The following is a 13,494-nucleotide window of genomic DNA, read 5'->3' as shown; positions in this document are numbered from 1 at the left end:
CTGAAATCCAGGGCCGAGCCCAGGGAAACCTATGATCCCGCGAGTCCCTGGCTTTTTTGCGTCAAAGCAGCCGCTCAGAAGAGAGTTTCGTGCGGATGCGCCACATGCTCCTGGAAGATCGCCCCGGTAGCGGGCTCGACCTCCTTGAGCACGACCGCATAACCCCAAAGATTAGCCACCATCTGCAGCACCCTCAGAGCATCGTCCTTATGGAGCAGAGTTCGATTGAGCACATGATGGTGGAGGATCAAGCGACGGTCTCCGGCGAGGTCCACATCGATCACCTGAATATCGGGATCGCTCCAGCCGACATCGTAATGGCGCGAGAGGGAGCGCCGCAGTCGGCGATAGCCGCGGTCGTCGTGAATGGCCTCGATCCTGAGTTCGGGCTGGTCAGGATCGTCCACGAGATGGAACATGCGCCACTGCCGGATCAGACGCGGGCTCAAGTATTGCGAGATGAAGCTCTCGTCCCGGTAGTTCGCCCACACATCGCGCAGGACCGCCATGGCGTCGCCGCTGCCGGCGATCTCGGGGAACCACTCCCGGTCCTCGACCGTAGGCTTGGTGCAGATGCGCTCAATGTCCTGCATCATGCCGAAACCCAGAGCATAGGGATTGATGCCGCCATAATGCGGATCGTCGAATTCGGGCTGGCGCGTCACGTTCGTGTGCGACTGCAGGAACTCCAGGAAGGCACCGTCGCTGATCTGCCCCGTCTCGTGCAGGCGGGTCATGATGCGGTAATGGCAGTAGGTGGCGCAGCCCTCGTTCATCACCTTGGTCTGCCGCTGCGGATAGAAGTACTGGGCGATCTGGCGAACGATGCGCAGAATCTCCCGCTGCCAGGGCTGTAGGCGGGGTGCGGACTTCTCGAGGAAGTAGAGGAGATTTTCCTGCGGCAGTTCAAGGAGGGCACGGCGGCGCTCATCGCTCAATTGCGGCTTTGCGGCAGCCCCCTTTGTGGGCACCGTGCGCCAGAGATCGTTGAAGGTCTGCTCCAGATGAAGGTGACGCTCCTTCTCCCGCCGCTCCTCGGAGCGCAGGTCAGGGCGTTTCTTGCGCGGGTAGCGGTGGACGCCATGGGACATCAGCGCATGGGCGGCATCGAGCACGCGCTCCACGGCGGCGTGTCCATAACGCTCCTCGCAGCGGGTAATGTAGCCCTTGGCGAATTCGAGATAGTCCAGGATTCCGTCGGCGTCCGTCCACTCCTGGAACAGATAGTTGTTCTTGAAGAAGTGGTTGTGCCCGAATGCGGCATGGGCGATCACGAGCGTCTGCATCGTGGCCGAGTTCTCCTCCATGATGTAGGAGATGCACGGGTTCGAATTAATGACGATCTCGTAGGCCAGCCCCATGAACCCCTGGCGGTAGCTCGCCTCATGAAGGGCAAAGCGCTTGCCGAAGGACCAGTGCTTGTAGAACAGAGGCATGCCAATCGAGGCATAGGCGTCAAGCATCTGCTCGGCGGTGATCACCTCGATCTGGTTCGGGTAGACGTCGAGCCCCATTTCCCCGACGCCGATCCTCTCGACGGCATCGTGGATGCGCTGGATGGTGCCGAAATCCCAATCGGCACCCTCAAACAGCAGGTGATCGCGCTCCATCACGCTCATGGCACCCTGGCTCCTGCCTCCGCGTCACGCCGGCGGAAGAGTTCGCGGAAAACGGGATAGATCTCGCGGCGGTGGTTCACCTTGCGCATGGCAAGGTATGCTCCCTGCTCCTGCAGCGTCTCGTAGGTCTGCCACAGAGATGTCTTGTGGTTTATAAAGCCGGTCTGCATCCGGTCGCTGTCGCTGCCGACCTCCAGGTAGGCATAGTACTGGCAGACGGGCAGGATTACGTCGCGGAGCAAGGCAGCGCTGGTGCTGCCGTCGTTCGGGGAGTTGTCGCCGTCCGAGGCCTGGGCCGCGTAGATGTTCCAGCTGTCAGGCGAATAGCGCTCCTCCACGATCCGCTGCATCTCGCGCAGGGCCGAGGACACCACGGTGCCGCCCGTCTCGGGGCTGTTGAAGAAGGTTTCCTCGTCCACCTCCTTCGCCTCGTGGGTGTGCCGGATGAACACGATCTCCACGTGCTTGTAGCGGCGCGTCAGGAAGATGTAGAGCAGCATGTAGAACCGCTTGGCCAGATCCTTCATGTGTTCCGTCATGGAGCCCGATACGTCCATCAGGCAGAACATCACCGCCTGCGCGACCGGCCGGGAGACCGGCTCGAAGCGGCGATAGCGCAAATCGATGGGATCGATATACGGGAAGCGTTTGGTGCGCAGCTTCAGCTGTTCGAGTTCCTGCCGCAGCGCGGTGAGATGCTCGGACGGTCCTTCCTGCTTCTCGAGGCGGTCGATCTCTTCCTGGAGGCGCAGCAGTTCCTCGGGCTTGGGGCGCCGCAAGGCGATGCGGCGCGACAGGGCGTTCCGCATGGAGCGCAGCAGCGCCAGGTTCACCGGGGAGCCCGTGACCGTGTAGCCGGCCCGCCGCACGCCCTGGGTCTCGACCGTGGCAACCCGCCGCTTGGCGAGGTCGGGAAGCTCGAGGTCATCAAGAAAAAGATCGAGGAACTCGTCGCGAGTCAGGGCGAAGCGGAAGTCGTCCTCGCCTTCCCCGTTATCACCGCCGGCAGAGCTGCCGCCCCCGCCGCCGGGCGGGCGATCGACCGTATCGCCTTCGACGAAGCGCTTGTTGCCGGGCAGGATGTGATCGTGCACGCCCCCTTCGCCCGAGCGCCGGAAGCTGGGCTCGCGAACACCCTCGGCCGGGATCGAGACCTCGCCTCCCCTTTCGAGATCGGTGATGTCCCGGTCTCCTGCGGTCTGGCGCACCGCCCTCTGGATCTGCGCCTTGGCGCGGCGAAGGAAGCGTTGGCGGTTCGCCAGACTCTTGCCTCCTGGATTGAGGCGCCGGTCGATGATGTACATAGGAACGCCTGATCTGCCTCCGTTTTCTGTCAGCCCGCCTGCTTCACCCGCATGTACCACTCCACGAGGCGCCGGACCTGGCGCTCGGTGTAGCCACGCTCCATCATCCGTTGCACGAACTCCCCGTGCTTCTTCTCGGTCTCGCCATCCTTCTTGGAGCCGAAGCTGATCACCGGCAGGAGTTCCTCCACCTGGGAGAACATCCGGCGTTCGATCACGTCGCGGATCTTCTCGTAGCTCGTCCAGGACGGATTGCGGCCGTTGTTGCCGGCCCGCGCCCGCAGCGAGAACTTCACGACCTCGTTGCGGAAGTCCTTCGGATTGGCGATACCCGCCGGCTTCTCGACCTTGGTCAGCTCCTGGTTCAGGAGCTCCCGGTTGAGAAGCTGGCCGGTATCGGGATCCTTGAAGTCCTGGTCCTCGATCCACGCATCCGCATAGGCCACATAGCGGTCGAACAGGTTCTGACCGTAGTCATGGTAGGATTCGAGATAGGCCTTCTGGATCTCATGCCCGATGAAGTCGGCATAACGCGGGGCAAGCTCCGCCTTGATGAATTCCAGATAGCGCCGCTCCACGTCCTGCGGCAGCTGCTCGCGACGGAGCGACTGTTCGAGCACATACATGAGGTGCACCGGATCCGCCGCGACCTCGATCGTGTCGTGATTGAAGGTAGCGGACAGGACCTTGAAGGCGAAGCGGGTCGAGATCCCGTCCATGCCCTCGTCGACGCCGGCCGAGTCCTTGTATTCCTGCAGACTGCGGGCGCGTGGATCGACCTCGCGCAGGCTCTCGCCGTCATAGACCCGCATCTTCGAATAGAAGTTGGAGTTCTCGTGCGCCCGCAGGCGCGACAGCACGGAGAACCGGGCCAGCATCTCCAGCGTGGCTGGCGCGCAGGGTGCGCCAGCCAGCTCGGAGCCGCGGATCAGCTTCTCGTAGATCTTCTGCTCCTCCGTGACCCGCAGGCAGTAGGGCACCTTGATCACGTAGATGCGGTCGATGAACGCCTCGTTGTTCTTGTTGGTGCGGAAAGTCTGCCACTCCGCTTCGTTGGAATGGGCCAGGATGATGCCAGTAAACGGGATGGAGCCGATGTTCTCCGTGCCGACATAATTCCCTTCCTGCGTCGCCGTGAGCAGGGGGTGAAGCATCTTGATCGGCGCCTTGAACATCTCGACGAATTCCAGGATGCCCTGGTTCGCCCGGTTGAGGCCGCCGGAATAGCTGTAGGCGTCGGGATCGTTCTGGGAGAGCGTCTCGAGCTTGCGGATGTCGACCTTGCCGACGAGGGACGAGATGTCCTGGTTGTTCTCGTCGCCCGGCTCCGTCTTGGCGACGCCGATCTGTCGCATCCGGGACGGGTTGATCTTGACCACCCGGAACTTGGAAATGTCGCCCTTGAACTCGTCGAGGCGCTTGATCGCCCAGGGGCTGAGCAGATTGGTCAGGCGCCGCCGGGGAATGCCGTAGCGCTCCTCCAGCACGGAGCCCATCTGCTCCGGATCGAACAATGCAAGCGGGCTTTCGAAGACCGGACTGATCTCGTCGCCGGCTTTCAGAACATAGATGGGGTTGACCTCCATCAGGGCCTTCAGACGCTCGGCCAGGGAGGATTTGCCGCCGCCGACGGGGCCGAGCAGGTAGAGGATCTGCTTGCGCTCCTCGAGCCCCTGGGCCGCGTGACGGAAGAAGCTGACGATCATCTCGATCGTCTCTTCCATGCCGTAGAATTCGGAGAAGGCCGGATAGACCCGGATGGTACGGTTCATGAAGATGCGGCCGAGCCGCGCGTCCTTCGAGGTATCGACGAGTTGAGGTTCGCCGATGGCCGCCAGGATGCGCTCTGGAGCGCTTGCATACATCATGGGATCGGTGCGGCACCCTTCCAGGTATTCCGCCAGGGACATCTCCGCCTCGCGGCGGGTCTCATAGGCCTTCAAGAAACTCGAGAACAGGTCGTCGGAATGAAGCATGGCGCCACCGAAATCCAATCCCTCTCAGAGACAACTATTGTGCACCGCTAAGGTTGCCCAGACCATGCGATACGATGATGCGGCCAAATGGTGCGGCGTAACCCTTTCGTTGCGGCGGCTGGTGAACAGGTCGCGACAGATCGGGCTAATCTCGGGTCCGTCTGTGCGACTTGGAAGTCTGCCCGCCCTGACAACCAGCGTCGCGGATTGCGGGCGGAACGGCAAGTTAAAGTTTCTCACCAATCACCCGTTTCGGTGTGCCGCATTGCCGCCCGTACAGTCACGAAGCGCCTTTTCCTCAAGCAAGAATAAGCCCTTACTTAAGATGTGGGGAGGGCCGAAACGGAAGCCAGACTCCGGTGATTCACTTGCCCGTGACCATGTGGAAAAGCTGCCGTGCGCTGCAATGCAGCAAGAGCTTGGCTCCCGCATTGAACAAACCCCGTCTGCATCCGTTGACGGCGGGTCGATGGAGCCTATCGTCTGTAGCGCCTGAATACACAGCGGGACTTACCCCTTCAGTCCGCTCTACCCGGAGAACTTTCCTGTGATCAAAGCTTTCGGCTATGCCGCCCAGGATGCATCCACACCGCTGTCCCCCTTCAGCTTCGAGCGCCGGGAACCGGGTGAGCGCGATGTTCAGATCGAGATCCTCTATTGTGGCGTCTGCCATTCAGACCTGCACACAGTCCGGGAGGAATGGGGCGGAACGCTCTATCCCTGCGTGCCGGGTCATGAGATCGTCGGCCGCGTCACCGGCGTCGGCTCAGGGGTGCAGAAATTCAAAGCCGGCGATGTCGTAGGGGTCGGCTGCATGGTCGATTCCTGCCGTACCTGCCGCTCGTGCCGCGACGGCCTGGAGCAATACTGCGAGGTTGGGTTCACCGGTACCTACAACGGCCCGGAGCAGGGCACGGGCGCCAATACCTATGGCGGCTATTCCGACGCCATCGTGGTCGATGAGAGCTTCGTCCTGCGGGTGCCGGATGGCCTCGATCCAGCCGCGGCGGCGCCGCTCCTGTGCGCCGGCATCACCACATTCTCGCCCCTGCGCCGCTGGCGCGTTCAGCCTGGCCAGAAGGTCGGGGTCGTGGGCCTGGGCGGCCTTGGCCACATGGCCGTGAAGCTTGCCCGCGCAATGGGCGCGCATGTGGTGCTCTTCACCACCTCTCCCAACAAGCGCGAGGATGCGCTGAAGCTGGGGGCCCACGAAGTGGTCGTCTCCAAGGACCGGGAAGCCATGAAGGCGCACCGCAACAGCTTCGACTTCATCCTCGACACGGTCGCGGCCCCGCATGACCTCGACAGCTACCTCGTGCTGCTCGCCCGTGACGGGGCCATGGTGCTCGTCGGCGCTCCCGCTGAACCGCATCCGGCCACCACCGTCTTCAACCTGATCATGAAGCGGCGCCAGCTCGCCGGCTCCCTGATCGGCGGGATCGCGGAGACGCAGGAAATGCTCGACTTCTGCGCCCAGCACGGAATTACCGCCGAGATCGAGATCATCCCCATCCAGAGGATTAACGAAGCCTATGAGCGGATGCTCAAGAGCGACGTCAAATACCGTTTCGTGATCGATATGGCCTCGCTGAAGCAGGAGGCTGCTGCCTAGAGTTCCGCAAGCAGCCCCGATGCTGGTCTACGGCGATATCGAGACGGTCGAGACGGTCGGAGCCAAGCAGGCTGCCGTCATGGCTCTTCTGTCTGAGGCATCCTCCATGCCGTCGGGCATCGAACGGCATGGGGTTCTCGTCACAGCGTTCATCAGCGCGAGCGAACTCGTCCAGGGCATCATCGATGCGGAGTTCCATGAACGCGGCTTTGACGCCCGCACCCAAGACCACGAAGCAGGAATGGAATGCCTTTCCGCAATCGCGCGCGCCCTGGGAGAGTCCTGGCGCAGCGGCTTCAGGCAGCTTTCGCCGCTGCCCGATTCCTTTTTCGAGAAGCTTCACGGGTTCGATCGGTCGCGAACCATTCGGACCAAGCAGGCGGAGGGCTATGCCTTTTATGCCCTCTATCCGGAAAGCTACCTGGAAGCGGCCAGGGCGTCGGGTCTGGGGCGGGATACCCAGGTTATCGGCATCCGCAGCATCGGCGCGGGCCTGAGTGCCCTCGTGGCGGCAGAACTCGGCGCCCCTGCTCCCTTCACCCTGCGCCCGGTCGGCCATCCCTTCGGACGCGAAGTGAGGGTCGATCCGGACCTCACGAAGAGCCTAGCGGCCGGTCGGGAGAAGACCTTTGCCATCGTCGACGAGGGGCCGGGCCTGTCGGGCAGCTCGTTCGGAGCCGTGGCCGACTGGCTGGAAGAAGCCGGAGTTCCGCGGGACCAGATCCACTTCTTCCCGAGCCACGGCGGCTCGCTCGGTCCGCAGGCCAGCGCCAAGCACCGGGCGCGGTGGAGCTCCGCTCCGCGTCATGTCATCACCATGGACGATTTCCTGCTACGGGGGCCGCCTCCCCGCCGCATCGAGAGCTGGATGGAGGACCTCCTGGGCCCGTTGGAGGGGCCACTGGAGGAGATTTCGGGAGGTGCCTGGCGATCCCGACGCTACTCGGACGAAGGCTCGTGGCCACCGGCAAACATCCAGCAGGAACGGCGCAAGTTCCTGGCCCGCGCAAACGGGGCGACCTGGCTGGTGAAATTTGCTGGCTTGGGCGAGACCAGCGCACGGAAACTCAAGATGGCCCGCCGGCTTCATGAGGCGGGTTTTACGCCGCAGCCCGTCGGCTACCGCCATGGCTTCCTCGTGGAGCGCTGGCATGGAGACCTAGACGGGCTCGATCAGGCCTGCATTAGCCGCGAGAGCCTCGTTCATCGGGTCGGCGCCTATCTGGGATTCCGCGCTCGACACTTTCCCGCAGCCGAGCACCAGGGCGCTACACTCGACGCGCTGCGCCACATGGCGATCTACAATGCAGGCCAAGCCCTCGGGGAGGACGTGGCGGCAGCCATGGAGCAGTCCTTGGCAGATCCGAGCACTCTTGCAGGCCGCGGGCACCGGATCTCCACCGACAATCGCCTGCATGCCTGGGAGTGGCTCGTTTCGGGCAACAGGCTGATCAAGACGGATGCACTCGATCACGGTGCGGCCCATGATCTCGTCGGCCACCAGGACGTGAGCTGGGACGTTGCGGGCGCGATCGTCGAACTGGACCTCTCGGAAGGCGAAGCCTCGCTGCTCTGTCAGATCGTCCGGCAGGAGAGCGGGCGACCGCTCGATCAGGCCCTGCTCGCCTTCATGCTGCCCTGCTATCTCGCTTTTCAGCTGGGCACTCACTTGATGGCGGCGGAGGCGCTGGGCGAAGGACTGGAGGTCGCCCGCCTGCGCCGGGCTGGCGACCGCTATGGCCGGCTCCTCCGCGATCACTCAGGCCTGTTGGGAAGTCCTGAACCTTCGCAGGAACAAGAGGAAGCGCCGGCCAGTTAATGGCCAAGGCAACACACTTGCATGGCCGGACCGATCCGTCCGGCAGGATCGGTTCTTGCATGCTCTCCGAAACATGGCAGCTCTTGAAGGTGGCATCCGCAGGCTGGTGGAACGACCGCGCCATGAGCCTTGGCGCCTCCATCGCCTTCTTCACGGTCTTTTCGCTGGCCCCAATGCTGCTCGCCGCCATCGCGGTCGCCGGCCTCGCCTTCGGTCGCGAGGCGGCACAAGGCGCCATCGTGGCGGAACTCGGCGGCATGATCGGCAACAACGAAGCCTCGGCGCTTGAGGCGATGATCGCCAGCGCCAGCAATGTCGGCTCCGGCATCATCGGCATGACGGTCGGGATCTTCACCTTTCTGCTCCTGGTGACCGGAGCCGTGGTCGAGCTCCAGGATAACCTGAACATCATCTGGAAGGCGAAACCGCCAGCCAGCTATGGGGTCATGAGCTTCATCCGCACCAGGCTGATCAGCCTCGCGCTGGTGCTGGGCATCGGTTTCCTGCTTCTCGTCTCCTTGGTCATCGATACGGGCCTCACGGCCGTCGGGTCTTACCTTGAGGCTAATTTCTCAGGCGCGACGATCATCCTCCGGTTCCTCAACAGCCTCGTCGCCTTTGCCGTCGCCACGCTCCTGTTCGCGATGATCTTCAAGCTGCTGCCGTCCGTAGATCTCCAATGGAGCGACGTCTGGACCGGTGCCCTCGTGACCGCCCTCCTGTTCACTCTCGGCAAGTTGCTGATCGGCTACTATCTCGGCAAGAGCAACGTGGCCTCGAGCTATGGAGCCGCCGCCTCGATCATCACGATCCTGCTCTGGATCTACTATTCGTCCCTGATCCTGCTCTTCGGCGCGGAGTTTACAAAAGCCTATGCGGAGAGCCGGGGCAGCCGGCGGGGCCGCAGGATGGCAGATGCGCAAAGAAGAACGGGCCAGGAAGCCTGACCCGTTCCTATACCGTCCCGAGTGATCCGCGTAGACTACTCGGCTGCCTGCCCCATTGCAGGGGTCGTCGGAACGTCGCGCATGCCGCTCAGGACCTCTTCGGCGGAAGCCTTGTAGTTCTTCACGGAACTCGTCCACTGCCCCCAGACGGTCGGGTCGATCTTGTCGCCGTTCCTGCCGAGCTTCTGCAGACGAGCCTTATCCTCGTCCGTCAGCACCTGCTTCGGCAGCAGCTGGAGGGTGCGCACATCATCCGCCGTGATGCCGATCATCTCGCCCACCCGGGTGCCGTAATCGTCGTGGACCAACAGGAGGTGCCAGACCATCCGCTCCTGCACGTCGCGCTCGCACTGGCCGAGCAACGTGCCCAGGTTGAGGACGAGGTCGTCGCGCTCCCAGTCCATCATGGTGCAGTAGCGGCCCCGCGCCTGAACGTAGTCGTTGCGGCGCTCAAGCACGCTGCGGGTCAGTCGCCCCCGGATCTCGGGCGAGTTGTTCGGCTCCTCGCGGGGCGCCTCATGCAGCCCGTTGTGGATCGACGGCTCGTAGTTCACATGCGGGTTCTGCCCCGGCGCCAGGTCGCGGCGGTAGGACATCTGGCCACCGTTCAGGTTGGTGGAGACCTTGGCGTTCTTGGCCTGGTTCACCGGCAGCTGCAGATAATTGGTACCGACGCGGTAGCGCTGGGTGTCGGAATAGGAGAAGGTCCGCCCCACCAGCATCTTGTCGTCGGAGAAATCGAGCCCGTCCACGAGAACGCCCGTGCCCATGGCGATCTGCTCGTTCTCGTTGAAGTGATCCTGGACGTTGCGGTTGAGCGTCATGACGCCCACGTGCCGCAGCGGGAAATCCTTCTCGGGCCAGATCTTGGTGTCGTCGAGCGGATCCCAGTCCAGTTCCGGATGGTCGTGATCCTCCATGATCTGGACGTACATGTCCCATTGCGGGTGCTCGCCCCGCTCGATGGCCTCAAAGAGATCCTTGGACGCGGAGCCGAGATCCTGGCCCTGGACCTTGGCCGCTTCATCCGCCGTCAGGCTCGCCAGCCCGCAGCGCGGATGAAAATGATACTTCACCAGCACCGTATCGCCCTGGGCATTGACCATCTTGTAGGTGTTGACCCCGAAACCTTCCATGTGCCGGTAGCTCGCCGGAATGCCGCGCGGACTGAACAGGTGCGTCAGCATGTGCATGGATTCCGGCGTCTGGCTCATGAAGTCGAAGATTCGGTTCGGCTCCTGGCGGAACGTGATCGGGTCGGGCTTCAGGGAGTGAATGACATCAGGGAACTTGATGGCATCGCGGATGAAGAAAACGGCCAGGTTGTTGCCGACCAGATCCCAGTTGCCGTCCTCGGTGTAGAACTTCACCGCGAAGCCACGCGGGTCGCGGGCGGTCTCGGAGGAGTCGCGGCCGCCGATCACGGTCGAGAAGCGGATGGCGAGCGGCGTCTTCTTGCCGGCTTCCTGGAACAGCTTGGCTCGGGTGTACTTGGAGGCAGGCTCGTCGCCGATCCTGCCGGTGACTTCGAGTTCGCCGTAGCAGACGAAACCGCGGGCGTGGACGACACGCTCAGGGATCCGCTCGCGGTCGAAATGGGTGATCTTCTCAAGGAATTGATAGTTCTCCAGCGTGGCCGGACCGCGGCTTCCAACGGTGCGCTGGGACTGGTTGTTGGTGATCGGATGGCCTTGCCGATTCGTCAGGACCTGGTCCGGCGTTCCCGACGGTGCTTTGGGGCTCTTATCCATGGCTCTCTCCCTTGAGTGAATGGTTGATAGCGATGCGCCCCTGAAGGAACTTAAAAGGTCGGCTATCATCAAGGCTAATCGTTATTTCTGTGGACACTGATCAGAATATCTAATCGAGCCTTCCAGCGGGCTGCCGCATGTTCGCGGAGGCAACATCCGGAAACGGCATTGGTTTCGCCGCGGACGCGGATGTTGCGCCGGATTACCTGGGAGCTCTGCGTCTTTTATGATTCAGCCGAAGATGCGGTCACCCTGCTCGTCGATGATCTGCTTGCCCTTGATGATCGCAAAGGCAGTCGCATCGTCCTTGCTCGGATGCGTCTCGGCGCGCACGAAGCGGTGTTCCCTCACACCGGCCTCGGAATCCTTCTCGATGATCCCTGCCGTCTGGTACCCGCCCTTGGCGGAGTAAGGCGCTGGACGAATGCGGAAGCCCTTGTATTCGATGGCTTCTGCAGCAGGCTCCTCGCGGCGGCTCGCGCCGCCTCCGCCTGCAAAGCGATTCCAAAGATTTTTCAGGATCGACGACATTGCCACACTCAAGCTGTGATTCGTGAAGCCGAAGCATAATCGTGCATCAGCAGAGGAGCGAATCCCGCCCGTCCCATCACGATCCGATGATCGAGCTTGACCTTATCGCATCAACGCCTTGACGGGAGTTGTGCTGCAGCCAACTCTGCCAAGAGATAGGGTCTGAGGAATGCAGGAGGCCACGACCATGAAGTATCCCTTGTTTGGACTGTTCTTCTCCGGCGCTCTTCTGACAGGCGGCATCGCCGCAGCCCATCACGGCTGGGGCAGCTACGACGCGGGCCGGCTGGTATCGGTCACGAGCAATATCCAACGGGCCAACTGGGAGAACCCCCATGTGACGGTGGTCGTGACCCACGAGAACAAGAACTGGGACGCGGTGCTGGCGCCGCCCTTCCGGATGAGCGCGAGAGGCTTGAATCCGGACATGATCAAGCCCGGAACGTCGGTCAGGCTCGAGGGCTACCCCTCCACCCGCACGGAGACCGAGATGAGGGCGGAGCGCATTATCGTGGGTGGCACGACCTACGAGCTGCGCTAGACGCTCGATGTATCTGGACCTGCTCGCGGCCCTGGAAGGCTCCTGGCTTGGCCACATGGGCCGCCACTCCGCATGGCTTTATACGGCCGCGAACCTGCTGCATGTGCTCGGGGCCGCCTTCGTGGTCGGCGGCATCGCCGTGTTCGACCTGAAAGTGCTGGCGGAACATGGCAAGCATGCCTGGCAGGTGGGGCGCTATGCCATTCCCCTCGCGGCTGCGGGTCTTGCTCTGCAGATTCCGACGGGCATGCTTCTTCTCGCCGTGGAGGCCCGCGCGCTTGGAACCAACCCTGCCTTTTATGTGAAGCTCGCCTTCATCGCCTTAGGCCTCGTCAATGTCGCGCTTTTCCATGCCCGATTCCAATCAGCCCTGCGCGCCGGAGCCCTGCCGCCGGAAGCCCGCACCTATGCTCTCGTGTCGCTCCTTGCTTGGATCGTCACGCTCTTGGCAGGACGCATGATCGCCTATCTGTAGCTTGGCACGATCCGTTGTCCCCGACTCCTTTCCTCGCTGAGGTGTTCATGCGCTTGCGGCTGGCGCTTTGCGGAATCCTTCTTTGCTGCAGCACGGTCTCCGCCAATCCTGGATCGTCGGGCGAAACCGTCGAGCAGGCCCTGTGCCGGCTGATCGAAGGCGCCGCACGGGCCCAGAAGATCCCGGGGAACATGCTGACCAAGCTGATCTGGCAGGAGAGCTCTTTCCGTCCGAATGTCGTCAGCCCGGCGGGAGCGCAAGGCATTGCGCAGTTCATGCCGGGCACCGCCAGGGAGCGGGGGCTGCTCGATCCTTTCGATCCTGAGCAGGCGATCCCGAAAGCCGCAGAATTCATCGCCCACCTTACGGAGCAGTTCGGCAATCTGGGTTTGGCCGCCGCTGCCTATAACGGCGGCCCGGCACGGGTCGCCTCATGGCTCGCCGGCCGGGGAGGATTACCGGCGGAGACGCAGAACTACGTGGTCGCCGTGACGGGTCGCTCGGCGGAGGAGTGGGCCTCCGATGCAAGGGACAGGAAGGATACCAGCCAGGAAGCATCAGGCACCGAACCACAAACATGCCTGCAGATCGTCGCCACCCTGCGCGTGCCAGGCCGTGGCAATACGCTTGAAGCTCCCTTCGCACCCTGGGGCGTTCAGCTGGCCGGCAATTTCTCGAAGGACAGAGCACTGGCAAGCTTCAGGCGAGCGAGCCAGGCTTACGCATCCTTGATCAAGGATGCGCGGCCGATGATCATCGGCACACGCCTGCGCTACCGCGGGACCAGAACTTTCTATCGCGTGCGCGCGCCGGCGGAAACGCGGCAGGCCGCGGAACAACTGTGCCGGGACATCCGCTCGGCTGGAGGCAGTTGCATCGTCCTGCCGAGCTAAAGAAAAAGCTCCCTGATGCGACCATC

The 13,494-nt window shown here is 62.8% G+C and carries 11 protein-coding genes; 6 read left to right on the top strand and 5 right to left on the bottom strand.

Annotated elements, in window-relative coordinates; all coding sequences use genetic code 11:
• Window positions 1-74: 74 nt before the first annotated feature.
• Genes AC0QTX_RS02435 through AC0QTX_RS02425 form a run of 3 tightly spaced genes read right to left on the bottom strand, consistent with a single transcriptional unit; the run spans window position 75 to window position 4,899 of the window.
• Window positions 75-1,619: a SpoVR family protein gene (locus AC0QTX_RS02435; RefSeq protein ID WP_474602230.1), complete on the bottom strand. Its 1,545-nt coding sequence runs from the start codon at window positions 1,617-1,619 to the stop codon at window positions 75-77.
• Window positions 1,616-2,923 carry a YeaH/YhbH family protein gene (locus tag AC0QTX_RS02430; protein WP_474602229.1) on the bottom strand — a complete coding sequence of 436 codons (1,308 nt, stop codon included), beginning with the start codon at window positions 2,921-2,923 and terminating at the stop codon, window positions 1,616-1,618. Before AC0QTX_RS02430 ends, AC0QTX_RS02435 begins: the two co-directional genes overlap by 4 nt.
• Before the next feature lie 29 nt (window positions 2,924-2,952).
• Complete coding sequence (locus AC0QTX_RS02425; protein WP_474602228.1) at window positions 2,953-4,899, bottom strand: PrkA family serine protein kinase; 1,947 nt, start codon at window positions 4,897-4,899, stop codon at window positions 2,953-2,955.
• Window positions 4,900-5,446: 547 nt separating this feature from the next.
• Here AC0QTX_RS02425 and AC0QTX_RS02420 point away from each other — a divergent pair.
• The 3 genes from AC0QTX_RS02420 to AC0QTX_RS02410 are packed head-to-tail and all read left to right on the top strand — an operon-like array spanning window position 5,447 to window position 9,277.
• On the top strand, window positions 5,447-6,511 hold the full coding sequence (locus tag AC0QTX_RS02420; protein ID WP_474602227.1) for an NAD(P)-dependent alcohol dehydrogenase: 1,065 nt from the start codon (window positions 5,447-5,449) through the stop codon (window positions 6,509-6,511).
• A gap of 19 nt (window positions 6,512-6,530) precedes the next feature.
• Window positions 6,531-8,330, top strand: a complete 1,800-nt coding sequence (locus AC0QTX_RS02415) for a hypothetical protein (RefSeq protein WP_474602226.1) — start codon at window positions 6,531-6,533, stop codon at window positions 8,328-8,330.
• Window positions 8,331-8,389: 59 nt separating this feature from the next.
• A complete protein-coding gene (locus AC0QTX_RS02410) occupies window positions 8,390-9,277 on the top strand; it encodes a YihY/virulence factor BrkB family protein (protein WP_474602225.1) in 888 nt (295 codons plus the stop codon).
• Window positions 9,278-9,312: 35 nt separating this feature from the next.
• On the opposite strand, the gene AC0QTX_RS02405 is transcribed toward AC0QTX_RS02410, so the two are convergent.
• Together AC0QTX_RS02405 and AC0QTX_RS02400 are read right to left on the bottom strand one after the other, a co-directional pair.
• Window positions 9,313-11,028, bottom strand: coding sequence for a catalase (locus tag AC0QTX_RS02405; protein ID WP_474602224.1), 1,716 nt, complete (start codon window positions 11,026-11,028; stop codon window positions 9,313-9,315).
• A gap of 231 nt (window positions 11,029-11,259) precedes the next feature.
• Entirely contained in the window at window positions 11,260-11,559 is a 300-nt protein-coding gene (locus AC0QTX_RS02400) for an HlyU family transcriptional regulator (RefSeq protein WP_474602223.1), read from the bottom strand.
• A gap of 187 nt (window positions 11,560-11,746) precedes the next feature.
• Between AC0QTX_RS02400 and AC0QTX_RS02395 the strand changes: the two genes are divergently transcribed.
• Genes AC0QTX_RS02395 through AC0QTX_RS02385 form a run of 3 tightly spaced genes read left to right on the top strand, consistent with a single transcriptional unit; the run spans window position 11,747 to window position 13,468 of the window.
• A complete protein-coding gene (locus tag AC0QTX_RS02395; protein ID WP_474602222.1) occupies window positions 11,747-12,100 on the top strand; it encodes a DUF6152 family protein in 354 nt (117 codons plus the stop codon).
• Window positions 12,101-12,107: 7 nt separating this feature from the next.
• Complete coding sequence (locus AC0QTX_RS02390) at window positions 12,108-12,575, top strand: DUF2214 domain-containing protein (RefSeq protein ID WP_474602221.1); 468 nt, start codon at window positions 12,108-12,110, stop codon at window positions 12,573-12,575.
• A gap of 47 nt (window positions 12,576-12,622) precedes the next feature.
• Complete coding sequence (locus AC0QTX_RS02385) at window positions 12,623-13,468, top strand: lytic transglycosylase domain-containing protein (RefSeq protein ID WP_474602220.1); 846 nt, start codon at window positions 12,623-12,625, stop codon at window positions 13,466-13,468.
• Window positions 13,469-13,494 lie beyond the last annotated feature (26 nt).

The sequence above is a fragment of the Microvirga sp. jy35 genome (assembly GCF_056148915.1).
Note: the sequence above shows the minus strand (reverse complement) of the source record. Positions and strands in the feature narration are given on the sequence as shown.

Coding starts and splice junctions, on each gene's coding strand:
- AC0QTX_RS02405 (WP_474602224.1), bottom strand. CDS start 11,028: ATGGATAAGAGCCCCAAAGCACCGTCGGGAACGCCGGACCAGGTCCTG.
- AC0QTX_RS02425 (WP_474602228.1), bottom strand. CDS start 4,899: ATGCTTCATTCCGACGACCTGTTCTCGAGTTTCTTGAAGGCCTATGAG.
- AC0QTX_RS02395 (WP_474602222.1), top strand. CDS start 11,747: ATGAAGTATCCCTTGTTTGGACTGTTCTTCTCCGGCGCTCTTCTGACA.
- AC0QTX_RS02430 (WP_474602229.1), bottom strand. CDS start 2,923: ATGTACATCATCGACCGGCGCCTCAATCCAGGAGGCAAGAGTCTGGCG.
- AC0QTX_RS02400 (WP_474602223.1), bottom strand. CDS start 11,559: ATGTCGTCGATCCTGAAAAATCTTTGGAATCGCTTTGCAGGCGGAGGC.
- AC0QTX_RS02385 (WP_474602220.1), top strand. CDS start 12,623: ATGCGCTTGCGGCTGGCGCTTTGCGGAATCCTTCTTTGCTGCAGCACG.
- AC0QTX_RS02415 (WP_474602226.1), top strand. CDS start 6,531: ATGCTGGTCTACGGCGATATCGAGACGGTCGAGACGGTCGGAGCCAAG.
- AC0QTX_RS02410 (WP_474602225.1), top strand. CDS start 8,390: ATGCTCTCCGAAACATGGCAGCTCTTGAAGGTGGCATCCGCAGGCTGG.
- AC0QTX_RS02390 (WP_474602221.1), top strand. CDS start 12,108: ATGTATCTGGACCTGCTCGCGGCCCTGGAAGGCTCCTGGCTTGGCCAC.
- AC0QTX_RS02435 (WP_474602230.1), bottom strand. CDS start 1,619: ATGAGCGTGATGGAGCGCGATCACCTGCTGTTTGAGGGTGCCGATTGG.